General features: G+C 63.9%; 21 protein-coding genes and 1 riboswitch. Of the genes, 11 read left to right on the plus strand and 10 right to left on the minus strand.

Translation table 11 applies throughout. The annotated features are described in order from the left end of the window. Positions 1-51: 51 nt before the first annotated feature. The 3 genes from LX13_RS18730 to LX13_RS18740 are packed head-to-tail and all read left to right on the plus strand — an operon-like array spanning position 52 to position 3,916. On the plus strand, positions 52-879 hold the full coding sequence (locus LX13_RS18730; RefSeq protein ID WP_253662849.1) for a DNA adenine methylase: 828 nt from the start codon (positions 52-54) through the stop codon (positions 877-879). Then, complete coding sequence (locus LX13_RS18735) at positions 876-2,123, plus strand: metallophosphoesterase family protein (protein ID WP_253662850.1); 1,248 nt, start codon at positions 876-878, stop codon at positions 2,121-2,123. The genes LX13_RS18730 and LX13_RS18735 overlap by 4 nt, the downstream gene beginning before the upstream one ends. Next, a complete protein-coding gene (locus tag LX13_RS18740) occupies positions 2,120-3,916 on the plus strand; it encodes an ORC-CDC6 family AAA ATPase (protein WP_425579823.1) in 1,797 nt (598 codons plus the stop codon). Before LX13_RS18735 ends, LX13_RS18740 begins: the two co-directional genes overlap by 4 nt. Positions 3,917-4,985: 1,069 nt before the next feature. Here LX13_RS18740 and LX13_RS18745 read toward each other — a convergent pair. Further along, positions 4,986-5,801, minus strand: a complete 816-nt coding sequence (locus LX13_RS18745) for a DUF1684 domain-containing protein (protein WP_253663603.1) — start codon at positions 5,799-5,801, stop codon at positions 4,986-4,988. A 230-nt stretch (positions 5,802-6,031) separates the two neighbouring features. Next, complete coding sequence (locus tag LX13_RS18750; protein WP_253662852.1) at positions 6,032-6,493, minus strand: MarR family winged helix-turn-helix transcriptional regulator; 462 nt, start codon at positions 6,491-6,493, stop codon at positions 6,032-6,034. 85 nt (positions 6,494-6,578) lie between these two features. Here LX13_RS18750 and LX13_RS18755 point away from each other — a divergent pair, with 85 nt between their 5' ends. The 3 genes from LX13_RS18755 to LX13_RS18765 all read left to right on the plus strand — a co-directional run bounded on the left by LX13_RS18755 (position 6,579) and on the right by LX13_RS18765 (position 11,162). After that, the gene (locus LX13_RS18755) at positions 6,579-8,387 is read left to right on the plus strand and encodes a flavin-containing monooxygenase (RefSeq protein WP_253662853.1); all 1,809 of its coding nucleotides are present in this window, start codon (positions 6,579-6,581) and stop codon (positions 8,385-8,387) included. Between the two features lie 95 nt (positions 8,388-8,482). Further along, positions 8,483-9,388, plus strand: a complete 906-nt coding sequence (locus LX13_RS18760; RefSeq protein ID WP_253662854.1) for an SMP-30/gluconolactonase/LRE family protein — start codon at positions 8,483-8,485, stop codon at positions 9,386-9,388. 130 nt (positions 9,389-9,518) lie between these two features. Continuing rightward, positions 9,519-11,162, plus strand: a complete 1,644-nt coding sequence (locus tag LX13_RS18765) for an alpha/beta hydrolase (RefSeq protein WP_253662855.1) — start codon at positions 9,519-9,521, stop codon at positions 11,160-11,162. Between the two features lie 10 nt (positions 11,163-11,172). On the opposite strand, the gene LX13_RS18770 is transcribed toward LX13_RS18765, so the two are convergent. Then, a complete protein-coding gene (locus tag LX13_RS18770) occupies positions 11,173-11,991 on the minus strand; it encodes an Fpg/Nei family DNA glycosylase (RefSeq protein WP_253662856.1) in 819 nt (272 codons plus the stop codon). A 1-nt stretch (position 11,992) separates the two neighbouring features. Continuing rightward, positions 11,993-12,658, minus strand: coding sequence for a DedA family protein (locus tag LX13_RS18775; protein WP_253662857.1), 666 nt, complete (start codon positions 12,656-12,658; stop codon positions 11,993-11,995). A gap of 159 nt (positions 12,659-12,817) precedes the next feature. On the opposite strand from LX13_RS18775, the gene LX13_RS18780 reads away from it, so the two are divergent. Both LX13_RS18780 and LX13_RS18785 read left to right on the plus strand, forming a co-directional pair. Continuing rightward, positions 12,818-15,199, plus strand: coding sequence for a Tex family protein (locus LX13_RS18780; RefSeq protein WP_253662858.1), 2,382 nt, complete (start codon positions 12,818-12,820; stop codon positions 15,197-15,199). Positions 15,200-15,355: 156 nt separating this feature from the next. Beyond that, the gene (locus LX13_RS18785; RefSeq protein WP_253662859.1) at positions 15,356-16,249 is read left to right on the plus strand and encodes an N-acetylmuramoyl-L-alanine amidase; all 894 of its coding nucleotides are present in this window, start codon (positions 15,356-15,358) and stop codon (positions 16,247-16,249) included. A gap of 18 nt (positions 16,250-16,267) precedes the next feature. On the opposite strand, the gene LX13_RS18790 is transcribed toward LX13_RS18785, so the two are convergent. The 5 genes from LX13_RS18790 to LX13_RS18810 form a co-directional block, all read right to left on the minus strand. Further along, entirely contained in the window at positions 16,268-16,753 is a 486-nt protein-coding gene (locus LX13_RS18790; RefSeq protein WP_253662860.1) for a hypothetical protein, read from the minus strand. Positions 16,754-16,879: 126 nt separating this feature from the next. Then, the gene (locus LX13_RS18795; protein ID WP_253662861.1) at positions 16,880-17,896 is read right to left on the minus strand and encodes an ABC transporter substrate-binding protein; all 1,017 of its coding nucleotides are present in this window, start codon (positions 17,894-17,896) and stop codon (positions 16,880-16,882) included. Next, positions 17,893-18,687 (minus strand): ABC transporter ATP-binding protein, encoded by a 795-nt coding sequence (locus LX13_RS18800; protein ID WP_253662862.1) that lies wholly within the window; start codon positions 18,685-18,687, stop codon positions 17,893-17,895. The genes LX13_RS18795 and LX13_RS18800 overlap by 4 nt, the downstream gene beginning before the upstream one ends. Then, on the minus strand, positions 18,684-19,766 hold the full coding sequence (locus tag LX13_RS18805; RefSeq protein WP_372500012.1) for a FecCD family ABC transporter permease: 1,083 nt from the start codon (positions 19,764-19,766) through the stop codon (positions 18,684-18,686). Before LX13_RS18805 ends, LX13_RS18800 begins: the two co-directional genes overlap by 4 nt. 62 nt (positions 19,767-19,828) lie before the next feature. Then, positions 19,829-20,044: riboswitch (cobalamin riboswitch) on the minus strand. Between the two features lie 35 nt (positions 20,045-20,079). Then, complete coding sequence (locus LX13_RS18810; protein ID WP_253662864.1) at positions 20,080-21,471, minus strand: ABC1 kinase family protein; 1,392 nt, start codon at positions 21,469-21,471, stop codon at positions 20,080-20,082. Between the two features lie 164 nt (positions 21,472-21,635). On the opposite strand from LX13_RS18810, the gene LX13_RS18815 reads away from it, so the two are divergent. Genes LX13_RS18815 through LX13_RS18825 form a run of 3 tightly spaced genes read left to right on the plus strand, consistent with a single transcriptional unit; the run spans position 21,636 to position 24,483 of the window. Next, the gene (locus LX13_RS18815) at positions 21,636-22,451 is read left to right on the plus strand and encodes a shikimate 5-dehydrogenase (RefSeq protein WP_253662865.1); all 816 of its coding nucleotides are present in this window, start codon (positions 21,636-21,638) and stop codon (positions 22,449-22,451) included. Positions 22,452-22,480: 29 nt separating this feature from the next. Further along, positions 22,481-23,497 carry an LLM class flavin-dependent oxidoreductase gene (locus LX13_RS18820; protein WP_253662866.1) on the plus strand — a complete coding sequence of 339 codons (1,017 nt, stop codon included), beginning with the start codon at positions 22,481-22,483 and terminating at the stop codon, positions 23,495-23,497. A gap of 14 nt (positions 23,498-23,511) precedes the next feature. Next, entirely contained in the window at positions 23,512-24,483 is a 972-nt protein-coding gene (locus tag LX13_RS18825) for an aldo/keto reductase (protein ID WP_253662867.1), read from the plus strand. Between the two features lie 6 nt (positions 24,484-24,489). Here the strand turns inward: LX13_RS18825 and LX13_RS18830 are convergent, their stop codons facing one another. Continuing rightward, positions 24,490-25,509, minus strand: coding sequence for a poly(ethylene terephthalate) hydrolase family protein (locus tag LX13_RS18830; protein ID WP_253662868.1), 1,020 nt, complete (start codon positions 25,507-25,509; stop codon positions 24,490-24,492). Between the last annotated feature and the right edge of the window lie 22 nt (positions 25,510-25,531).

Genomic DNA, 25,531 nt, shown 5'->3' on the forward strand with positions numbered 1-25,531 from the left:
GAGTCCCGTATTGTTGCGTGACACTAAGCCAACTTAGGACCTACACTGACGATGCTAGTTGACGCTGCACCGCTGCCCTTTCTGCGTTGGGCAGGCTCGAAGCGATGGCTCACGCCTCGCCTGACGCAACTTATTCCCAGTGACTTCCGGGATTACTACGAACCGTTTCTAGGTTCGGGCGCATTATATTTTGCGGCAGCAGAGGGGCACAGGTCGTTTCTGGCGGACCTGATCGACCCGCTAATCGATTGCTTCACCGCAGTAAAAGATCATCCCGAGGACGTCGCCGACGCCGCGCGTCGCTGGGCGACGGATAAAACTTCGTTCTACGCCGTAAGAGAACTTCATCCGTCTGATCGAATTGAATCCGCTGCGCGTTTCATTTATCTGAACAAGCTCTGCTTCAACGGCCTATATCGAGAAAACCGGTTGGGCGAATTCAACGTTCCATACGGAAGGCCTAAATCGTCTAACGTTGTTGACACGGCCCATCTCAAGCGTGTCTCCGCCAGATTGTCGCTCGACACTTCCATCCTCGCTAGCGATTTCGAAGAATCGCTGAGCAACTGCAAAGAAGCCGATTTCGTCTACCTCGATCCACCCTACGTCGATAACGATCGTTTCGTCGACTATAATTCAAAAATCTTCACCACCGACGATCAAGAGCGCTTGCGGGTTTGTTTCGAAAAACTCGATCGAAGCGGTGTGTTCTGCATTCTTTCGCTGCCAGACTGTAATCAATTCCGGCAGCAATTTAGCCGCTATTGGATTATGACGGAAAGCCGATATTCGAGTATGTCTTCGCGCTCTCAAACTCGTGGAAAGACAGGCGAGCTGCTGATCCTGAGTTCATCACTTAGGCGAAGGCTTGCCCTGTGACGAACGTTCGTATGGCCGTTATTTCCGATCTACACGCTGACGAGGGCGTTGAATCAAGACATACCCGAATTCTGTCTGACGCGACAGACTACGCCATGGGTGTGGATCCACTAGTTGATCTGCTCGCCTTTGTTGAGTCGGCGGAGCTGCGGGTCGACTACGTTCTGGCACCTGGTGACGTGGCTAATCAGGGGAACGCAGTGGGCCTACCCTATGCTTGGCGCAGGCTCAATGACGTCGCGACAAAACTGGGTGCTGACGTTATAGGTACACCGGGAAACCACGACGTTACTACTCATCAGCCGACGGCCGACATTGCACGGGCGCTGAAGGCGCTGACCCCAAGCTTCCCCGTGCGCGATCAGCGTTCGTCCGACTTCTTTTGGGACCGTGGATACTTACTCCTCGATCGAGAAGACCACCGAATACTTGTAATCGATTCGACTAAGGGTTTTCCCCATCATCCCGACAAATTTGATAGCGACGCCGCTCGGGTGGACTACTATTCTGCAATCGATCGCGGCTACTTCTTGGAGTCTGTTGAGAAACAAATTCGTGACGACTTAGCGTTGTGTAACGGAAACAAAGTAAATATTGCCCTTGTTCACCATCACCCGGTTGAACATCAGCTGCGGACGTATCTTCAGGACAGTTACGGCCCGATGCACCGAGGCGGCGAGCTTGTTAAATTATTGACTGAGACGCCAACGCTGGGCAGATGGGTTGTGGTCCACGGTCACAAACACATTCCCCTTCTTTCGCGATCAACCGCCGTTAGTGCAGAAGGTCCACTCATTCTCTGCGCTGGCAGCCTCGGTGCGAAGATGTGGGAGCCAGTAGCGAATGTTACCAAAAATCAATTTCACATTCTGGATGCATCCAACTTGTATGTGCCCGGTGCTGGGACTATTCGCGGAGTGGTCGAGAGTTATACCTGGAGCTACGGGATCGGGTGGACGGTGTCCGACCGGCTTGGTTCCGGCCTTCCTGCTGTCGGCGGATTTGGTTGCACAAAGGACCCGGATGAACTCATGAGAGAAATTGCGAGTCTCTTTTCTGAAGGTCGCGGTCGCACAAACTTTCTGTATGCCGATATTGTGCGGCAGCTACCTGAGCTCCAGTTTCAGCTTCCTCTCGATCAAGAGGCGTTAGAAAAAAAGCTAGAAGATAACTACGACATCATTTTCACACGAGACCGACAGAATCGCATTTACAATATTTCGAAGAGGGTAGGTGCACGATGAATAGGGGTGCTGCTCCCTTTGGTGCGTTTAACGCAAAGAAAATGTCGGCCCTGGAGGTCGCATCCAGCTTTGTCGAGCCTCCAGCATTTCGCGCGCTTGCCGGAGTCGATCACTGTTATCTGATCGGGCCGCGTGGGAGCGGTAAGACGACGCTCTTGAAAATGCTGCAAGGGGAGAGTCTGTCCGCCTGGCAGGGCCGAAACGCCAATGCTGTGCGCGAGCAAGTCCGGTATTCTGCAATTTTCCTACCTGCCGATGAACTTTGGGCAAGTCAGACAAGCAACTCGAATGGGCACGCTGCGTTCGTCGCGCAAATGCTTTATTCATTTATCGAAACTGTTCTATACCGGACGGGCGAAACCGAAAGCGACGAAGCTGTTCATTTGCCCGCTAAGCTAACCCCGGAACAAGAGTCCTTGTTTGTACAGCAGTGTGCAGAAGCTTGGGGGCTTGAACTTCGCACTTACACGCTTATTGGGATGCTTAACGCTATCGATTTATTTCTTTTGCGACTTGTCGACGGGACAGGGCCGGGCACGCAGCTCGGCGCAGGTGGTGGTATCGCCCTTCTACTGTTTGGGATTAGAGCTTTCAATCGCGTTACTGGGCAACTGAATCACCGCTGGGCGCTTCTGCTTGACGAGATGGAGATCGCGCCGCGTGCGATTCACGAAGAAGTTGTTGGTTTCGTGAGGGGGGGAGCTGGTAACCTCATCCTAAAGCTTTCGATGAGCCCATTCGACCGCTACATGCATTCATTCGGCGTGCATGGAGGTCCCATCCCCGGGCACGACTTCCAGACATTCTACCTAACTGGCCTTGCCCGACGGGAAATCTGGCGGTTCACCAATGGATTGTGGAACGAGGCGCTGCATTCTCGCGGCCTTGCGCATACGTCGCTTGCCAAGGCGCTCGGCAACTCGCTTATTGTTCAAGAAAACTCCTTAAGAGACGCCAAGGCGCAAGAAAACGTTTTGAGGCAGGTGCTGCGCCGAGCGGTTGCCGACGATCGGTCCTTTGCGTCTTGGATCGACCGGCAGGACATAGATATTGAGTCGTTTGATAACCTAACGTATAATCGGCGGTCTGCTACTTTACGCAAAATATTCCCGCTGCTTGTTTTCAGGCAATCTGTCATGCGTTTCGTGAATGGCCGGCCGGTCGGTCGTTCTCGGAAGAAAACGTTTGAACCGTTCACGGGCGCGAGTGCCGTCGTGACCGCACTAGAAGGCAACCCACGGTGGATTAAGTCTGCTTTCTCTCAAATGTTGGATTACTATGATGAACGTACAAATTCGGTCAGCGCAGGATTCCAGTACGACGCGCTAGATGGATTAGCGAACCGATTTGAAGCACTTCTTCGTGTCTTACCCCGGAGAAACGGCGAGCAGACAGATGCGCTTCCAGTGACCGCTCTGGTGGACCGTGTAGCCACGTACTTTCATGAGCAAAATACCGCACAGTTTTCGGCCGATCCTCAGAATTGTTTTACGGTTGATGGGAACACGGACTCTACTGTTCTAGATGCGCTTGTAATGGGCCTTTACGCAGGCGCATTCGTCCAAGTTCGTGACCGTCGAAGCAGCGCTGTGCTGTCGGACTTTAGGGGGCAGCGATTTCGTCTCGCGTACTTGCTTGGTGTCCGAGAAGGAAAGGAGTTCCCCCTTCGTCTCGGCAAAGACGCTAAGCTTCAATCTATACTGGCCGACTTGTCGAAGCCGCGTCATACGACACATCGAACTGACGAATCGCGCTCTGTAGCACCGGAACAGTTGGGGTTCGACCAAATATGAGGATAGAAGACCGTGTATTCGACCGGCGTGAGACCTTCGACGTCTTTATAGCTAGCTGTGGTTACGAAACTCGTTCAAGTTACTGTTGTCGTCTCGGGGTACAGGCGTTGGAAAAAATTGCGCTAACCTACGGTGATGATGCGCCAGGGGCAGTTCTCAGAAATATGCAAGAATATACAGAGGCTGACTGGGTTTTGTTGGATGCCGAATGGTTCTGTTCAAGCTTGGGTGAAAATAGTTTGGCCGAAAAACGCGTCGCGGTGGACATTAGCAGCATGCCGCGCCGCGTTTTGGGGAATGTAACGCGAAGCGCCGTTGCGTCGAATGCATCTTCCATTACGTTTGTCTACTGTCCTGCCAGTTACGGTGCGAGTGCAGCGGTCGCACAGCAGGCAGATGTCCTGAGTGCGGGACCACTGGGGCCCGACTTTCGTGGTCCGCTTCGGCCATCTTCGCTGCCGATATCTCTCATTGTTGGCCTTGGCTTGGAACCTTATCGCGCTCTCGGAATCATCGAATTGGTGGAGCCAGCTAGGACTTGGGCCTTTTCGGCTACGAGTGACGACTCGCGCTTTTCTCAAGGTGCGCAAGCAGTAAACCGGCCTTTGGTGACCAGTCTACAGGGAAAACCTATATACCAGTATGACATTCATTCGCTTGCAGATACTTACCTGGCGCTTGATTCACTATGCTTTTCGCTTTCGTCGGATTCTCGAGTACTTCTAGCTCCGTCGGGTCCCAAGGTATTCAGTCTCGCATGCATCCTAGTTTCGCTTTACTCAAAACAACCAGCGCCTGCGGTCTGGCGAGTGGGTGGTAAAGGGGGGTGGATGGGAATTGATGTGATGGAATCTGGGGAGGTCATTGCCTATACGCTGATTCCGTAGGCATTTTCAGCTATTACTGAGATGTTTTTGCTATCGTGTGCCCGGTAGCCTCGATGGCCTGCGGATGGTTGGATGTACTAGATCGTTGCGACCATCTGCCGGAATAGAAACCTTTAGTAGGTGACAGCTTTTTATTGTCAGCAGCTCTTAGCAATGGGCAATTGAGGCGCGGGCTTGCCATCTCACCCGCGCTCGTACGGCGTCTTCTCGCCTGAATGGACGGCGAACGGCAGATGGTTGCCGGCCGGGGGAAGCGGGCAGGTCGCGAAATCGATAAAAGCGCAGGGCAGATTGACCGCTCGGTTGAAGTCGACGGTCACCGCACCGCCATCGCGAATGGTCTCGTCTGACGCGTCGACAGCGAGACTGCGATTGGCTGCATAGGTGGTCACTCCCGACGTCTCGTCGGTGAAGAGCACGCTCAGTCCGCCGTCTTTGCCGTTGAACGCAACCAGACGGTGTTCGTCGCCGCCGTGCTCGATGACCAGCACCCCCGGCGAGACGTACACGTGCGCAAGTCCCTCGGCGACCGCCCCCACGGTGACGGGCTCCGGCTCGGGGTAGCGCTCGAAACGTGCGTCGATCGCCCACGACCGGTCAGCGGGGTAGGCGGGCACGCCGCGAAAGTCACGAATCGTCGGGGCGGAGTCGTCGTGGACGCGGATCAGGTATCCGTCGCCGCGGCGGGCTACTTCGATATGGTGTCCGTCGACGTCGACGACCTCACCCGGACCCGTTGGGTGCAGTTCGAACTGGCGCGCTGAGAACGTCTCGTCCTTGCTGGGTGCAAGGTGCGCAACCGACCCCTCGTACCACCAAGACCCGGGTAGTTCATCAAACCGACCGGGCTCGGTGTCGAGCCACTCCAAACGGTTGATCGACAGCCATCCGCCGGGCATCCCGAGAGTCTGTTTTCGAGCGTGGTGCCACTTCTCCCAGTCGGCCGCGAAGCTGTCCGCTGCGGCGGTGCCGCTATCTGTCGTGATGGTCGTGGTCATGACATCTCCTCTTGTCGGTACATCATTCCCAACGCCAGCCGAGCCCGCGATGATCGCATTTCCGTCGCCGCGCGCGGAAGTCTTGACCTGTGCCGGCGAGCAAGGGGACTCGTTCGTGGGCACTGAGCGGCTTGGCGTCGACGAGCGCTGCCGCCCTGTACGTACGGGTCGCCGGGTTTGAGCATAGGAACGAAGAGGCACAGCCGTCATGGCTACCGACGATTCACCGGCTACAGGGGCGAGTGCTTGGCGCTCACCGCTTGCATTCCTTTTTCCAGCGACCGCAAGTCGTCGAGGTCGACCGACATCAAGATGTCGCTACGAAACTCCGGTCGCGCAGCAACGAGCTTGCGTACAACTGACGCGCCCAGGGGAGTGGCCTTGACTCGTCGAACTCGGTGATCGATCGGATCTTCGGTTCGCTCGGCAACGCCTTGGGTGACGAGCCGATCGAGTAGTCCCGACATCGACGCCATGGCGACACCGAATGATTCCGCCAGGCCTTTGCCGGTGGAACCGTCGGGGGTGGTGACCAGAACTATCAGGACCTTGAGTTGCTGGATCGTGAGCTCGGTGTCGAGCAACGGCGTGACGAGTGCCGGCAACGCAGCTTCTTCCATTGCGGCGGTGAGCTTTTCGATCGACTTCACCACGCGCTGCTTTTCAGCTGCGTCGTCCGCGTCGTCGGTCATGTGGCAACCCTAGCCGCGCACAGCTGAGAAGTGACTCAGGAACGTTAGTTAGGATTACGCTAACCTTTCTGGGAGGAGGTCAACCATGACCACGAGCTACACCGCGCCGTCGACCACGGCCGACGACATCGACCTCGACGCGCTACGCGCCAAGTACGCCCACGAGCGGAATCGCCGGCTGCGTACCGACGGCACCGACCAGTACGTCCCTGCGACAGGGGAGTTCGGCTACTACGCCAAGGATCCTTACACGCCGCGCAGTGAGCGGGAGCCGCTCACCGACACCGTCGAGGTGCTGATGATCGGCGGGGGATTCGGTGGCCTGGTGACCGCGGCCAAGCTCCGGGAGGCCGGCATCGAGTCGATCCGCATGATGGACGAGGCCGGCGACTTCGGCGGCACCTGGTACTGGAATCGCTACCCGGGCATCCACTGCGACATCGAGTCCTACTCCTACATGCCACTTCTCGAAGAGGTCGGAGCTGTCCCCAACTGGCGCTACGCCCCGGGCGAAGAGATCCGTCAGCACGCGATCGCGATCGCGCAGAAATACGACCTGTACCGCGACACCGCGTTCCACACCCGCGTCACCGAGCTGCGCTGGGACGACACGGACGAGAACTGGATAGTCTCCACCGACCGCGGCGACCGCATGCGCGCCCGCTACGTCATCACCTCGTCGGGCACCCTGACCCAACCGAAGCTGCCCGGTATCCCGGGCATCGACACCTTCGCCGGCCACACCTTCCACACCAGCCGCTGGGACTACGGCTACACCGGTGGCACCGCGGACCGCGACCTCACCGGACTGGCCGACAAACGCGTAGCGGTGGTGGGGACCGGGGCGACGGGCGTGCAGATCATCCCGCACCTCGGCCGAGACGCTCAGCAGCTGTTCGTGTTCCAACGCACGCCGTCATCGGTCGACGTCCGCGATCAACGTCCCACCGATCCGGACTGGGCGGCGTCGCTGCAACCGGGATGGCAGCGCGAGCGGATGAACAACTTCCTCGAGATCGTCTCCGGCGAGCGGGTCGAGGTCGACCTGACCCAAGACGGCTGGACATCGACCGCGTCGCTGCAGCGCCAGATGGTCCCCGGTGCGGTGGACGAGACGTTGACGCCCGCCGAGCGGGATCGCGTCGACGAACTTGTCGACGCACAGAAGATGACCGAGATCCGTGCTCGTGTGGACGCCGTCGTCGACGATCCGGAGACCGCGGAACTGCTCAAGCCCTGGTACCGCTACATGTGTAAGCGGCCGACGTTCAGCGACCTGTACCTGCAGATGTTCAACCGGCCCAACGTGACGCTCGTCGACACCGCCGATCATGGCGGCATCACCCGGGTCACCGAGAACGCGATCGTCGTCGGTGACATCGAGTACGAGGTCGACTGCATCATCTTCGCGACCGGGTTCGAGGTCGGGAAGTCCGGTGTCCTGTCCGGCGATCTACCCGTCCACGGCCGCAACGGGGTGACGCTGAAAGAGGCGTGGGACGACTCGCCGCGCACCCTGCACGGCGTCGCCAGCAACGGATTCCCGAACCTCCTGCACCTCGGCGCTTTGCAAAACGCGAGCGCGGTGAACTTCGCGCACATCCTCACCGAGCAGGCCGCCCACATCGCGGCGATCCTCACCCGGGCAGGCGCGCTCGGTGTCCACCTAGTCGAGCCGACCCGTGAGGCCGAAGCCGACTGGCTCGACACCATCGCAGCGACCTCGCGCAGCAACGGCGCCTTCCTCGAGGCCTGTACGCCGGGCTACTACAACAAGGAGGGCATGCCCACCGTACGCGCGCAGTCGTACAGTCCGGGTCCCATCGCGTTCCACAAACTGCTGCGCGACTGGCGATCCACCGACATGGCCGACGTCCTCGGGACGCAATCGTGAGGAGACTCGGACGCCTTGTCCCGACGCTCGCGCTGGCCACAGTGATACTCGCCGGGTGCTCGACCGCCGAGCCAACCGACACCGACTCTGCCAATGTGAAGACTGCCAAACGCTTGGTTCAAGTCAGCAAAGGTCATGGGACAGCGGGCAATGCGTTGCTCGAGGGGCCCACATTCGGGCCCGACGGTCGGCTCTACCTTGTCGACGTCACCGCGCCGGCCGGCGCCCCCAAGCTCATGCGGGTCGACGTCGAGACAAAGAAGGTGGAGCCGGTCTACACCGACTCCACGAGCGGATACACCTCGGCACAGTTCAGTCCGGTCGACGGTCGGATCTACCTCACCGACGTCGTCGAGGGGACCATCGACAGCATCAACGCCGACGGCACCGACCATCGGACGTTCTACGCTGGAGACGTCAACGGCAAGCGAATGATGCCCGACGACTTGACCTTCGACAACGACGGCACCATGTTCGTCACCGACATCATCGGTCTGCTCGACCCCGTGAGCCCGCCCCAGGGCCGCGTCATCCGAATCGACAAGAACGGCGCAGCAACTGTCATCGCCGACCAGCTCGAATCACCCAACGGCATCTCGTTCGACACCGACGTCCGCAGCCTCTGGGTGAGCCAATACGGCGCCAACCGCATCGACCACTACGAGCTCAACCAGGACCGGACGGCGATCGCGGCCCGCCACCCCGCCATCTACTACGACGGTGGGATCAGTCAGATCGACTCCACCGCAGTAGATGCCGACGGCAACATCTATCAGGCGCTACACCGCAGACCGGCGATTGTCGTCTTCAACAAGTTCGGCGAGCACCTCACCACCATCGAGATCCCCGAGGCCGACGCAAAGGGCCTCGACACCGCCACCAACATCGCGGTCATCCCGGGAAACACGAAGGCGTACATGACGGTCAGTGGACGCGACGGCGGCTATGTCTACACATTCGATACTTTGGCTAAAGGCTTGCGGCAGACCAACGGTGGATGAGACCCATCTGTGGAGCGGTGTCGTGCGAACGCGCGGGTTTCTTGATCGTTAGTCGACGGCGAGGGGTCGCTGACTGTATGTTACTCACCGGGGAGTGAAAAACGTATTTTCACAGGGAGCAGGTTTTACGGTGGGGAATTCACAGGGGCGCCATCGCGCCCAGACCAAGCATGCAACACCGACACGCACGTCGTCGCCGTCGAAGCGCAGAGCGCAGCTTCTCCTGGCGACGTCGGGCGCCACCGCTGCCGCGGTCACGCTCGGCATGGCGGCACCGGCGATGGCGGTCGCTCCGGCGCAGCTCCGCGAGAACTGTTCCTGGAACACCGCTGCCGATCAGCAACGCAACATCCAGACATGCAAGTTCTTCTCCAACTCCCTCGGTCGCGAGGTCGCTGTGGAGGTTCGTGCGTCTGATCAGGCCGCAGGCGGTACCGAGAACGGCATCTACTTCCTCGACGGTCTCGGCGCGAACAACGACTACAACACGTGGGCGAACCCTGATGTGGGTGAGGTCGACGCGTACAGCACAGGCGTCAACCTGGTTCTGCCCGCGGGCGGTGCCGGGGAGTGGGCGACGAACTGGCAGACCAATCCCATACAGAACGGTCAGAAGGTTCCGGCGCCGCAGTGGGATGACTTCCTGAGCACCGAGCTGCCTGACTACTTGAACAAGAACTTCTCGATTCAGAAGCAGAACAACGCCATCGTCGGTGTCTCGATGTCAGCGGGACCGGCGATCATCCTGGCGCTGAACCATCCGGACGTCTTCTCGGTGGTCCGTGCGTTCTCCGGCTTCTACCAGACCGACAACGCGCTCGGATACCAGGCGATCCCGTACATCCAGAATGATCGCGCCGGGATCAGCAACGGCGGAACCGCGATGTGGGGCGACCCGACCATGCCCGGGAACACCTGGGCGGCAAACGATGTCAGCAAGCGACTCGGTGAGCTCAAGGCCAACGGTCAGATTGCCATCATCTCCGTCGGGAACGGCATCCCGCCGCTGAAGACAGTGCTGGCGCTCATCGCACAGGGTGGCCTCCTGGGCATTCCCGCGGCGGGTGTGGCCATCGCGACAGGGGTGGCCATCGAGATGGGGTCGCTGCTCTCGACCACCATGTTGAACGCGCAGGCCGTCATGACCGGCGCGCCGGTCCGCTTTCAATACAACTTCGGTAGCCACGACTTCTACTCGTGGGCCAAGTCCGCCCCGTCGGACGCGGCAGCAATCCAGAAGGCACTCGCAGACGCGCAGGCCAAGCTGGACGCGGCGAAGACAACCGCCGCGAACAAGACCGCTACGAGCACCGACAACGCCTCGACGATCAATGCCGCTGCTGTTCAGGAGATCTCGAACTCGGGCGCTGCGAGTGCGTCCGACTCGACGGCCGCACGATCTCTCACGAGCGTCGGATCCACCGCCGGCCCCACGTCCACGGGCGTCGCGACCTCGCCGACCGTCACGACGTCGGTCACGGTCCCCGCGTCCAGCGTGACGAAGCCGATCGCGCCGGCGACGACCCCCTCGTCGAGCGGCTCTTCTGCCTCCGGCACGGGGTCCTCGACCGTGCCGACGTCGACGAGTTCCGATGCGACCTCGACATCGACGGCTCCGGTGACGTCATCGCAGGCTCCGGCAACGCCGTCCCAGACGACGTCGGACACGACGTCGTCGTCCGCGTCGTCCACGGCAGGGGCAGGATCGGCGTCGACGCGGACTGATTCGACCTCCAAGAGCGCCTCGACATCGGCTGCGTCGTCGGCGAAGTGAGGTCGTCGCGCTAGGACTGCTCTTTCGAGCACCACCAGGTGGTCCGGCCGCCGACTGTGCCGCGCTTCATCGGCGCACCGCACCGCGGGCATGATGCATCGGCGTGCCGGAACGGGATGATCTCGCCGGTGTGGACGCCGCCCTTGCGGATGGCCGACCGCGTGCAGCGTCGCAGAACTCGACGTAGCTCGTCTGCCTCGTCGACGTCGAGTGTCTTGGCCCGTCGTGACGGTGAGATGGCCGACTGCCACAGCACCTCGTCGGCCAGCAGGTTGCCGATGCCGGCGATCGCGTTCTGGTCGAGCAACCGGGCCTTCAGTGGCGCGGCGCTGGCGGCGATCATCGTGCGGAACTCGTCGCGGTCCATCTCGGCGGCGTCAGTGCCCAGGGCGTCGATGTCGGGTTCCAACCGGACGCGGCCGAGCCGGCGCTTGTCGAACAGTCGCAGCTGGCCGCCGTCGTCGAAGGTCATCGAGAACCGCGTCCACTCCGGCTTGTCGGTGTCGCGCTCGCCGACATGTGGGTCACCACCGCCATAGCGTGACGACTCGTCGCCGTCCGGGGCGGTGACGATGATGCGGCCACCCATGCCGAGATGGATGCCGAGGGTGGGACCGGGCGAGCCGTCGGCGGTCTCGGTCTCACACCACATCGCCTTGCCGCGCCGGTTCGCCGCAGTGAGTCGGCCACCGACGAGAGCGTCGGCGATCTCGCCGGGCCGATGCGGGCGGCATTCGTACTCGTCGTTGTCGTCGATCTCGGTGATGGTGCGGTCTAACGCTTTTTCGACGACTTGTCGCGCGTTCTCGACCTCGGGAAGTTCGGGCACCCTACCGGTATACCTGCTCGTCGACCTGGGCTGCGTCGTCCTCGCGTACATGGCGTCGTCGCCGGACGATCAACGTCACCACTGCCACCGCGAGAATCGTGTAGACGACGTAGTCGAAGTATCCGAGGTAGTCGTGGAAGCGTTCGTGCTGAGTGCCCAGCGCGGCACCGACACCGAGCAGCAGCCCGTTCCAGATGGCCGACCCGGCGATCGTCAGCGCGCTGAACACGGCGAGGTTCATCGCTCCGGCGCCGGCGGGGAGCGAGATGATCGACCGCACCCCGGGGATCATCCGACCGAGGAACACCGACCACGTGCCGAACCGTCTGAACCAGTGCGCGCCACGCTCGGCGTCGCGGCGGCTCACGATGCGGGTCCAGACGGCGGCGTTCACCGTACGGTCGAGCCCGACCAGCCGTCCGAGTAGATACAGCACCAACGCCCCGATCCAGGCGCCCGCGGTGCTCCACAGCAACAGTCCGACGAACGACAGGTCGCCGCTGCGGCTGAGGTACCCCGCGAACGGCAACACCACCTCGCTGGGGATCGGAGGAAAGATCGTCTCGACGAAGATCAACAGTCCGATGCCCGCGTCGCCCATGCTCTCGAGCACATCCGCGGCGATGCCGGTCAGTCCGCTGAACCCGTGCTCGTCTGCCGCTGTCACTGCCGCGGTGCTCAAGGCCGCCGACCTCCTGGTGTTCTGACGGCCCATCGCCGCTTTCCCCACCATCATCCACAAAACGGACACCACATCGTGCCGAGGTGGGGCACGACACAGACGCGCCGCCGCGGGCGCGGCCGACCGACGGTGGCGATCTGTAGGGTGCGTCAGGTGAATTCGAGTGCTGTGCGCAAGTCCGTGAACGCCCGTATCGCCGAGGAATTGGCGGTGGGAGAGAACCAGGTCGCGGCGGCTGTGCGGCTGCTCGACGAGGGCTCGACCGTCCCGTTCATCGCCCGCTACCGCAAGGAAGTGACCGGCAGCCTCGACGACGCACAGCTCCGCACCCTCGACGAACGACTTCGCTACCTCCGCGAACTCGACGAGCGACGCACTGCGGTACTCAAGTCGATCGAAGAGCAGGGCAAGCTGACCGATGAGCTGCGGATCGCGCTCGAGGCAGCCGAGACGAAGTCACGCGTCGAGGACATCTACCTCCCGTTCAAGACCAAGCGGCGCACCAAGGCGCAGATCGCTCGCGAAGCCGGACTCGAACCACTGGCCGACCGGTTGCTGTCCGATCCCTCGCTGGTGCCCGACGCGGTCGCGGTCGAGTTCGTCACCGGGGGCTTCGAGGATGCGGCTGCGGCACTCGACGGCGCTCGGTTCATCCTGATCGAGCGTGCGGCCGAGGACGCCGACCTCGTCGGCGCCACTCGCGAGAAGTTCTGGGGCGAGGGAGCACTGCGCACCGCTCCGAAATCCGAGGGGGTCGCGAACACCCCTGCCGGACAGAAGTTCCGTGACTACTTCGACTACTCCGAACCGCTGCACAAGATGCCGTCGCACCGAGTGCTCGCCGCCCTGCGTGGTGAGAAGGAGGACGTCCTGTCGCTGACGTTCGACGGCGGCGAGGACGAGGCCTACCAGGCGTTGGCCGCGGCGTCGTTGGGAATCGATCTGTCGCACCCCGGACCCGCAACGGCATGGCTGGCGACGTGCGTGCGCTGGGCGTGGAAGGTCAAGCTCCACCTGACCGCCGAGACCGACGCACGCCTGCGTCTGCGCAAGCAGGCCGAGGACGACGCGGTCGCGGTCTTCGCCCAGAACCTGAACGACCTGCTGCTCGCCGCACCGGCCGGCGCACGCACCACGTTGGGCCTCGATCCCGGCTTCCGCACGGGTGTGAAGGTGGCCGTCGTCGACGGGACCGGCAAGGTCCTCGACACCTGTGCGATCTATCCGCATCAGCCTCAGAAGCAGTGGGACACAGCCAAGGCGACGCTCGCGGCGCTGGTCGCACGCCACGGCGTCGACCTCATCGCGATCGGCAACGGCACCGCGTCCCGCGAGACCGACGCACTGGCAACCGAACTGCTCGCGGAGATCCGCTCGTCGGGGAGCACCGCGCCCGCCAAGGCGATGGTCAGCGAGGCCGGCGCATCGGTGTACTCGGCGTCGGAGTACGCCAGCTACGAACTCCCACAGCTCGACGTGACGCTCCGCGGAGCGGTGTCGATCGCGCGCCGACTCCAGGATCCGCTGGCCGAACTGGTGAAGATCGAACCGAAGTCGATCGGCGTCGGCCAGTACCAGCACGACGTCAACCCCGGCACGCTCGCGCGCAGCCTGGACGCGGTGGTCGAGGACGCGGTCAACGCGGTGGGTGTCGACCTGAACACCGCGTCGGTGCCGCTGCTCGCCCGGGTGTCGGGGGTGTCGACGACGCTTGCGGAATCCATCGTCGCCCATCGGGACGCGGCCGGCCGGTTCCAGACTCGCAAGGCCCTGCTCGACGTACCGCGGCTGGGGCCCAAGGCGTTCGAGCAGTGCGCCGGGTTCCTGCGGATCACCGACGGCACCGATCCGCTCGACGCGTCGGGGGTCCATCCCGAGGCCTACCCGGTGGTGCGGAAGATCCTCGACCGCTCCGGCGTGACACTCGCCGAACTCATCGGGGACACGCGATCACTGCGCACGCTGCGTCCCGTCGACTTCGCCGACGACCGCTTCGGTGTGCCGACCGTGACCGACATCCTCGCCGAACTCGAGAAGCCCGGACGTGATCCGCGTCCTGCGTTCACCACCGCCACGTTCGCCGCCGGAGTCGAGAAGGTCGCCGACCTCACGCCCGGCATGGTCCTCGAGGGAGTCGTCACGAACGTGGCGGCGTTCGGCGCGTTCATCGACGTCGGTGTGCACCAGGACGGTCTGGTCCACGTCTCGGCGATGTCGGACAAGTACGTCTCCGACCCGCACGAGGTGGTGCGGTCCGGCCAGGTGGTGAAGGTCAAGGTGCTCGAGGTGGACACCGATCGCCAACGCATCGGGCTGACCCTGCGACTCGACGACGAGGTCGGGCCGGGCACGAAGAAGCCGGGAGCGCCGAAACAGGAACGCAGGCAGGGTGGCCGACCGCCGCAGCGCGCCGGTGACGCCGGCCGCGGTAAGCCGGCGCAGGGGAAGAGCAACGACCGCCGCGCGACGCCCGCGCCCACCGGCTCGATGGCCGACGCCTTGCGCAACGCGGGGTTCGGCAAGTAGCCACATCGGCGATCTTCTCGATCGCGCTCCGCGGAGCGCGATCAGCACGGTCCATGTCGGCAGTGGAGCCGGTCGACGCTTTCGGCAGACCAATTCACACTACGGTGGCAATACTCGCGCGTCTGGCGTGGATGCAGTGACAAGAGGGGCCCGCTGATGGACCGGTATCGCCTGGGTGAACGCATCCTGGCCTACCGGATGTCTGCCCCCATGCAGGGCGAAGATGTGGCCGAGCTGCAGTCCAGACTGGCTGGTCTCGGCTTTTACAACGGTCTGGTGGAGGGCCACTTCGGTGAGGTCACCCATAACGCCCTCTGCTCGTTTCAGTGCGAGTACGGGTTGTCCCAGGACGGCATATGTGGTCCGAATACGTTGCGCCCTCTGCAGCATCTCGGTACCCCGGTGACGGGCGGCTCCCAATACGCCGCTCACTCTGACGATGGCCACAGATGGTTCGGATCGCGGGCGATCGCCAAGCGCGTCGTCATCGACCCCGGTTTCGGCGTCGCCGATGAATACGTCGACGCAGCCACTGCGGATCTCGAGACCCGTGTGCTTCTGGAACTCGCGCGTCTCGTCGAGGGCCGTATGGCCGCGGCGGGTATCGAGATCATCCTGACCCGCGACGCCGCCGACAACCCCGATGACGCCGTTCGCGCAGGCGTCGTCAACAGCTACGGCCCCGACCTGTTCATCGCCCTGAGATGTGGCCGCTACAGGAACACCAACGCGAACGGGATCGCGACTTTCTACTTCGGTGACGCGCACGGCTCCGCTTCGACCATCGGTCGAGTGCTGGCCGGATTGGTTCAACAAGAAGTCGTTGCCCGGACAGGCCTGAAAGACTGCCACACCCACCAGCGGACATGGGACATACTGCGACTTGCGCAGATGCCGACCGTGGAGATCGATGTCGGCTACATCACCAACCCCGCCGACGCCGCCGCCCTGGCCGAACCACAGACCCGCGATGTCATCGCCGACGCAATCCTTGTCGCGGTGAAACGCCTCTACCTGCTCGGTCAGAGCGGCAACACGCCCGAGACCTGATCTACGCAGGGTGGCCAGTCATTCAGCAGCCGTGAGGCCGCCAATCGGAATCGTCGTGCTGTCATCCGGGTGCACCCACACGGCGCGCTCGTCGCGCACCTCAGGAGCGAACAGCCGGCCTCCGTTCGACGGCCACTGCACGAACTCGTACCCCGCCAGGTCATCTTGCACCGCTTCGGCGACCCACAAAGTTGCCTGAGCGGCGGTCGCCGTCAGTATGTATCCGCGGCCAACCGAGAAGCCGCCGAAACCATCCGCGCAGGTCGTGGTCGGACTCATGCCGATGTTGACGAAGTCGCTGTCGCCGTGAACGACAAGCGTCAGATCCCAAGCGACGCTTGCGTCGTCGAGACGGCAGCGGCGACCGTACCGGCGGAACCGTAAGTCGTGGCCGACTGCAGTGACGGCCGCCAACCACGCCAGTGGCAGATATGGGTGTTCGGTCGCACCGGACAACGGGATCCGCCACGTCAGTTCATCACGCGCGTAGTCCCGCAGGGTCATGCCGCCAAGATGTCACACCGGCCACCGATTGCTCGACGCCCCCGCGGCGTGCCGCGGATTTCGGTCGTTGCCGGGCACGGCATGCTGAAACTGTCGCAGCGTGACCCGCGCTCCGCGGAGCGTAGGTCAGTACCCCTTGCCGCGGAGGTAACTCGCCAGCGCGGTGATGGTGGCGGGGTTGCGCGGACTCTCGACCAGTGCGGCGTACGGGAACGAGATGAAGTTGCCATCGCGGACCGCGGTGGTGCCGGCCATCAGTGGCTGCGCCCGGAGCTGATTGATCTTGGCCTGGACGGTGTTGGCCGGGCCGGCGCCGTAGTCGACCACGACGATCACCTGCGGATCGTTCTGCGCGGCGGCCTCCCACGAGACCGACGTCCACGAGTCGTCGAGATCGTCGAACACGTTCGTGCCGCCCGCCTCGGCGATGATCTGGTCCGGTGCGGCATTACGACCGGCGGTGAAGGGGGCGGGATCGGCGCTGTCGAACAGGAGGACGCGAGCGCGACGATCGGCGGCGGGTGCCTTCGCCGACGCGGCGGACACCTCGTCGCGGTAGCTCTTGACGAGGGCGGCGGCACGGTCCGGGACGTCGAAGATGGTCCCCAGGTTGTCGATGTCGTCGTAGAGCGCGTCGAGCGGCCGCTTGATGCCGCGCTTGGTGGTGCCGGGCTGCCGGCACGCCTCGGTCAGCTGGTACGGCGTCGCGCCGATGGTGCGGATCCAGTCGGGTGTCACGCCGGTGGACTCCTTGAACCCGTAGTTCCACCCGGCGAACACGAAGTCGGGGTCGGCATTCTGGATCACCTCGCGGGTGAACGCGGTGCCCAGTGACCGCGTGGTCTCGAACTCCTGCCGCCATGGCGACGTCGCCAGATCACGTTCTTTGCCCTCGTAGGTGGTGTAGCCCACCATCCGATCCTGTAGGCCGAGCGCGAACATCATCTCGGTGATGCCGGTGTCGTTGGTCAGAGCGCGGCTCGGATTCGACGGCACCGACAGCGGCCCCGCGCAATTCGAGACCTCGACCTTCGCACCGGCGCTCGAGGACGTCGCGGCGTTCTCCACCTCAGCTCCACAGCCGCTGATCACGAGCGTTGCCACGACGGCACACACCGCGGCACCGAGCATGGATGTCTTCATGGGTTGAGCCCTTCGTCGAAGATGACCTGCGGAACTGCGGTACGCGGATGGGGGACGACGTGACAGCCGATCCCGAACCACTTCTGGATGGCGGCGACGGTCAACACCTCGGCCGGCGTGCCGCGCAGCACGATTCGACCGTCGAACACGATGGCGAGATCGGTGCAGAACTGGGCGGCGACGTTCAGGTCATGCAGCGCCGCGATGACGGTGACGCCGCGGTCGCGTGCCGCACGCATCACGGCGTACTGATGCTTCACATCGAGGTGGTTGGTCGGTTCGTCGAGTACCAGGATCGGGGTCTGTTGCGCGAACGCCCGGGCCACGAGGACGCGCTGCGCCTCACCGCCGGACAGTTCGCTGAACAACCGGTCACGAAGGTCGGTGGCCCCGGCGTCCTCCGCCGCCCGGGCGCAGATCTCTTCGTCGTCCGCCGACATCGACTGCAGCATGCGGACGTGGGGGAGCCGGCCCGTGCGGATGACCTCCGCGACGGTGAAATCGAGGAACATCGTCGAGGACTGGGTCAGCGCGGCGACCTGACGTGCGTTCTCCCGCAACGAGCTCGCTCCCACGCGGCGACCGTTGATCGCTACGTCCCCGCTGGTCGGCGTCAACGCGCGGTACAGGCATCGCAGCACCGTCGACTTGCCGCTGCCATTCGGTCCGATGAACCCGAAGAAGCGTCCCGTCTCCACCGACATCGTCAGGTCGTGCACGATCTGGGTACCGCCCAGGCGCACCGAGACATCGGAGTACTCGACGGCGGATCGGTGGTCGGAACGACTCATGGCGACACCGTCCGGGTCCGCCTGCGCATCAGCAGGATGAACGTCGGCACGCCGACGGCTGCGGTGATCGCTCCGATGGGCAGTTCGTAGGGCGGGACCAGTGTGCGCGAGATGATGTCGGCGACCACGACGAACAGCGCTCCGAGCAGCGGGCACAACACCAGCACGCGACGGTGATCGGCGCCGACCAACAGCCGGGTGACGTGCGGCATGATCAGTCCGACGAAACCGATTGCCCCGCACACCGACACGATCACGCCGACGATGATCGCCGACGCCACGAACAGTCCGAGACGGAACCGGCCGGCGTCGATGCCGAGGCTCGCCGACACGTCGTCGCCCATCGACAGCGCGTCGAGGTGGCGGGCCACGGCGACCGCGAGCACCGCGCCCACGACCGACACGACACCGACCAGCCAGACCGAATGCCAACTGGCCGCGGCAAGGCTCCCGAGCAGCCAGAACATGACGCTGCGGGCCGCGTCACCGGCCGGGGCGAGGAACACCAGCACGGTCGTGATGGCCGAGAAGCCGTATCCCAGTGCGGTACCCATCAGGACGAGGCGCAGTGGTTCGAGTCCCGATGAGGTCCGGGCCAGCATGAACACGATGACGGTGGCCAACAATGCGCCGAGGAACGCCGCCGAGGGCAGCGCGTAGAGCCCCAAGCCGCCGAGAGCGCCGAACAGAACGACCGCGGTGGCGCCGACCGACGCGCCCGAGGAGATCCCGAGGATGTAGGGGTCGGCCAGGGCGTTGCGCACGACCGCCTGCACGATCACGCCGACCGTGCTGAGTCCGGCTCCGACGAAAATCGACGTGAGCACCCGGGGGAGTCGGGAATCGACGACGATCCGGTAGTCCGGGGCGTCTGCGCAGGTGATGGTGCCTCCGGACAGTTCGGCCCACAGGTAGCGCAGCGTGGCCGACGGGGCGATGTGCACACTGCCGACGACCAGTCCGAGAACCGAGGCACCGACCAGGGCCACCAAGGCGAGCACCACGAAGACGGCGAGGCGGCGTTGCTGGGTCTGCACCGCGGGACCTTTCCGTCGAACGCGGAAAAGGGGTGCAGGCAGCCATGAGTCGCTCACGCGCCGCACCGACCATGTCCCACGAGGTCGATGAGCGGTCGCGTCGGTCGACACGACCAACGGCGGCAGGTCTTCGGACTCTCGGGCACGGCATCTGTGTCGATGCCACCTACCGGCGACTGCTTCCCGGCCCACGGCCAGTGCGTGTTGTCGCGTCGTTCCCGATCACCGCTGCGGGGCAGTTCCGGACTATCACCGGATTCCCTCTTACGGCGCTCCGATCGAACCTCCGACCAGAGCACACCGACGTCGGGAGTGAACCTACATCACGAACGTGGCGACGCGGACCCCGTGACGGTCAGCGCGTGGGGGTGTCCTCGTTGAGCATGTTCTTCATGAACATGAACAGCTCTTTGTCGGTGAGCGCACGCCATTGCGGGGCAAGCAGTTTCATGTACTTCTCGACGTAGAGCAGTTGCTTGCCGACGAGCACGAGCTCCCGCGGGAGTTTGAGGTCATACGCCTTCGCCAGCGCGGCCAGCTGACCACCGAGCGCGGTATAGGACATCCCGCCGAGGTCTTTTCCGGCCAGGGGAGCGGTGAACCGACGCATGTCCTTGGCGCCCTCGCGGGTGCCACCGGGCTTGCGGACCGCACCGAGGGTGAACAGGGCGCGACCGGCTGCCTCGTAGTCGCTGCGCAGGAACAGGTCTCCGACGAGACGACGCATGATGCGGCGCGTACGCGCGTCGAATCGACCCACGATGCCGAAATCGATGAGGACCAACCGGCCCTTCTCGTCGACGAGAACGTTGCCGGCGTGGAGGTCGCCGTGAAAGGTGCCGCCGTGGAAAGCGGACTCGAGGAACGACAGCAACAGTGTGCGGACGATGTCGGTGCCGTCGTGTCCCGCCGCGCGGATGGCGCGGGCGTCGTCGATGCGCAGGGCGTCGACGTACTCCATCGTGAGCACCTCGCGGGTGGTGAACTCGTGATGCACCTTCGGTACACGGACCCGCTCGGCCAGCGGCGTGCCCGCCAGCCCGGCGACGAAATCGTCCATGGCCCGCGCCTCGTTGCGGAAATCGACCTCCGCGGCCAGACCGGTGGCGAAGTCGTCGACCACATCCGACGCACTGAGCATGCGGCCGTACGGCGAGAGCTCGACGAGCTGGGCGACCCGCTCGAGGATGGCGACATCCGCGGCCAGCCGTGTCGTGATCCCGGGGCGCTGCACCTTGACCACGACCCGCTCGCCGGTGTGCAGCGTCGCGGTGTGCACCTGCGCGATGGAGGCGGACGCGATCGGCGCCGGGTCGAAGTCGGCGAAGACCTCCGACGGCGATGCGCCGAGCGCATCGGTGAGGACGGCCTCGATGACCTCCGGTGAGGCGGGGGCCACCCGGTCGAGAAGGGTCTCGAACTCACGCGAGAGGGTCGGGGTGAACACACCGGGGCTGGACGCGATGAGCTGCCCGAGCTTCACATAGGTCGGACCGAGGCGCTCGAACACGTCGCGGACCTCGCGGGCCGCGCGCGGCGCCGCCGACTGCGACGGACGGTAGCCGACCGCGAACTCGGTGACCCCACGCGCGATCTGGAAGGCGGTCGCACCCACGCGCCGGACCTCGGCCACCGGTGACACGTGCGGCAGCCGGGCCGGCTCGGCGAGTGCGCCGTGGGCCACCTCGATCGCACTGGTGTCTGCGTCGGCGCTGGTCGGAACGGGTTCGGGCAACGGTGAGGTCATCTTCTCGGGTCGCGTCGGGGACAGATGGAGTCGTCCGAACGTACGGACGCATCGACCGATGCTTCCGCTGAACGCAGCATCCGTCAAACGGCTCGGCGACTTTTGTGATCGATTCGAGCGACTCGACGGCACGTGAAGGATCCGACACAGGAAAGATGGCCCGTATGCCGATTCTGAACAAGGACACGACCGTGTGCATCTCGCTGTCGGGCAGGCCCTCGAACATCGGGACCCGTTTCCACAACTTCCTGTACGAGGAACTCGGTCTGGATTTCGTCTACAAGGCGTTCGCCACGGACGACATCGAGGGCGCCATCCGCGGGGTGCGGGCACTCGGATTTCGCGGTTGCTCGGTGTCGATGCCGTTCAAAGAGGCGGTGATCGCCCTCGTCGACGACATCGAACCCTCGGCGGCGGCGATCGAGTCGGTGAACACCATCGTCAACGACGGCGGACGGCTCACAGCGTCGAACACCGACTTCGAGGCGGTGGCGACACTCATCGACGACCACGAGCTGGACACCGCGCTGCCCGTCCTCGTCCGCGGATCGGGCGGGATGGCCAAAGCCGTCGTCGCGGCGTTCCGCCACGCCGGCTTCGACGACCTCGCCGTACTGGCCCGCAACGAGGCCGCCGGTTCGGCCCTGGCCGAGAAATACGGGTACCGGTGGTCCTCGGAAGAACCGGCTCCCGGTCCCGGGGTCATCGTCAACGTCACGCCTGTGGGCATGAGCGGCCCCGATGCCGACGAACTCGCGTTCTCCGCAGATCAGGTCCGAGCCGCCGATGTCGTGTTCGACGTCGTCGCGTTCCCGGCGGAGACGCCGCTCATCCTCGAGGCGCGCGCCGCACGTAAACCGGTGATCACCGGTGCCGACGTCATCGCTCTGCAGGCCGCTCGTCAGTTCGAGCGCTACACCGGTGCGTCGATCACCCCGGATCAGATCGCCCGCGCGTCCGAGTTCTCGCGTGCGGAGTGACCGCGTGATCATCATCGAGAGGAACAGCCATGCCGCGTAGGGGTGAGCCGCTGACCAAGCTGGGCTTCCTGACCATCGGACGGTTCGACGAGGCGTCACCGCGTGCCGGGCATCTCGAGACGATCGAGGTGATCCAGCGGGCCGAGGACCTCGGCTTCGACAGCGTGTGGTTGCGCGACCGTCATCTACAGTTCGGGATCTCGTCTCCGGTGGCGGTGATGGCCGCCGCGGCCATGAAGACCAGTCGGATCGAGCTGGGGACCGCGGTCATCCCGCTGGGGTTGGAGAACCCCTTCCGCTTGGCCGAGGACCTCGCAACCGTGGACCTCCTGTCCGACGGTCGCGTCAATCCCGGCGTCTCGGTGGGCACACCGATGCGTTACGACGACTATAAGACGGCGCTCTATCCCGACACCCACGACGTCGAGGACTTCTCGAAGGAGCGCGTCGTGCGGTTGCTGAGCTGCCTGCGCGGCGATCCGGTCAGTCCGTTCGAGGGAACGGTCGGCATCGAGAACTTCTCGCGTCGGGTGCAACCGCACTCACCCGGCCTGGTCGACCGGGTCTGGTACGGGGGTGGTCTGAGTTCGGCGATCTGGGCCGGACAACAGCAGCTGAACTACCTGACGTCGTCGGTGGTCACCACCGAGGGAAGCGACTCCGTCGACTTCGCGACCATCCAGGGCGAGCAGATCGATGCCTACCTCGCCAATCATCCGGATCCGTCCCGAGCACGCGTCTCGCAGGGATTGGTCGTGATCCCCACCGACACCGCGACACCCGATCAGGTCCGGCGCTACCAGGATTACGCCGAGTCCCGTTTCGAGCGGACGCTCACCCCGCAGGGCCCGCGCAAGATGCTCTTCGCGCCCGACCTCGTCGGGCCGTCCGACGAGCTCGCCGAGAAGCTCTACGCCCACGCGGGCTTTCAACGCGCCTCGGAAGTCGCCTTCGCGCTGCCGTTCTCGTTCGAACCGGACGACTACATCCAGATCATCTCCGACATGGCCACCCACCTCGGGCCGGCCCTCGGTTGGACACCCTGAAAGGAATCGAGACCATGGACTACGTGAATTTGGGGTCGAGCGGACTGCGTGTGTCGCAGATCTGCCTGGGCTGTATGACGTTCGGTCAGCCCGACCGTGGAGCGCACGAGTGGACGCTCACCGAGGACGACTCGCGGCCGATCATCAAGCATGCGATCGATGCGGGCATCAACTTCTTCGACACCGCCAACTCGTACTCCGCCGGGTCGAGCGAGGAGATCGTCGGTCGGGCGCTGAAGAGTTTCGTCAGCCGCGACGACGTCGTCATCGCCACCAAGGTGTTCCACAACGGCCGCCCGTCGCCGTACGAGGTCGGTCTGTCGCGCAAGGCGATCATGGCCGAGGTCGATGCCAGCCTGCAGCGCCTCGGCACCGACTACATCGACCTGTACCAAACCCACCGCTGGGACTACACGACCCCGATCGCGGAGACGATGGAGGCACTGCACGACGTGGTCAAGGCCGGAAAGGTCCGCTACATCGGGGCCTCGTCGATGTACGCGTGGCAGTTCTCCAAGGCGCAATACACCGCCGAGGCCAACGGCTGGACGAAGTTCGTCTCGATGCAAGACCACTACAACCTCCTGTACCGCGAGGAGGAGCGTGAAATGCATCCCCTGTGCGCTGATCAGGGCGTCGGGGTCATCCCGTGGAGTCCGCTGGCGCGCGGTCGTCTGACCCGCGACTGGGACACGACCACCAAGCGCAGCGACACCGACAAGTTCGGGGCCACCCTGTACAACGACGATGACCGTCGCACCGTCGAGGCCGTCACCGAGATCGCCGAGTCACACGGCGTCCCGCGCGCACAGATCGCGCTGTCCTGGGTGCTGAACAAGCCGATCGTCACCGCGCCGATCATCGGTGCGAGCAAGGTCGGTCACATCGACGACGCGGTCGCCGCGACATCTGTGACACTCACCGACGACGAGCTGCAGACTCTCGAGAAGCACTACCGGCCACGACCGATCGTCGGCTTCGCGTAGTCGCGATCAGGCGGGGCAGCTGCTCGCCCGGGCCGTCGCATTGCGGACGACCCGGGCGAACGCACCGTCGCCGGGCAGGGTCCACGACGGGCCGACGAAGCTGCGGCAGGCGGCCGGGTCGCCGGTGACGAACCGTAGGAACTGCACCGCGACACCGGTCAACGGATAGGTGGTCAGCGGGTTGACCACACCGAGGTGCGGCGCACCCCGGGCGACGACGAACCACGCCGGAGCCCCGGTGATCGGGCCGTAGACGATCGGCTCGATCCGTCCGGGGTTCGACGCCCGATCAGCGGTGCCGGTGGCGATCAGTGTGGGCGTACGCACCGGGGTGGGGACGGTGTACACGTCCGGCGCCAGGGCCAGCACGCCGACGAGCCGGACCGCGGCCGGGACGTCGAATGCCGGTGGTACCGGCACCCCGTTCGTCGCATTCGCGATCCCGGCCACCTCGATGGCCTTGGTCGCACCGGATGAATGCCCAGCCAGCACAACCCTTCTGAGGTCCATCCGTCCGAAAAGGGGCGAGGTGCGATCACCGTTCACGGCGACCGCCCGCCGGAGGCCCAGGAATCCGCTCTCCGGCGCTAGCTCGGTGCCCTTGTACGAGATCGCGACCACGAATCCGTAACTGGCCCAGTGCCGCGCGAGCGGTGCGAAGTACCCCGGATTCGCACGGCTGCCGGGAACGAACACCACCAGGGGTCGCTGACCGGTCGCGGTCGGGTAGTAGAAGTCGACCCCGGTGTCGGGGCCGCGTCCGATCGGTGCCGCCGACGTGCACTGCAGCGGCGTGAACGCACCCTGCCTGCGCGCGTCGGCGTTCTGCGCATCCGCCTCCGGCCCCACACATCGCGTGACCTGCGCGGTCGCCGACACCGCGTACGGTCCGGGCCCGCTCAGGCCGGCGTTCAGTGCGCCCTCGGCACGAGGAGCCGGCGCAGCTGTAGCCGTCGTCGCGACACCGGTCGAGATCAGAGCCACCGCGAACACCACAGCCATCACCTTGGCCACCACCGCAACCACGCTCCCGTCCCGACCGCCGATT

Origin of the sequence: Williamsia maris, from assembly GCF_024171815.1 — a bacterium.
Taxonomy (GTDB): domain Bacteria; phylum Actinomycetota; class Actinomycetes; order Mycobacteriales; family Mycobacteriaceae; genus Williamsia_A; species Williamsia_A maris.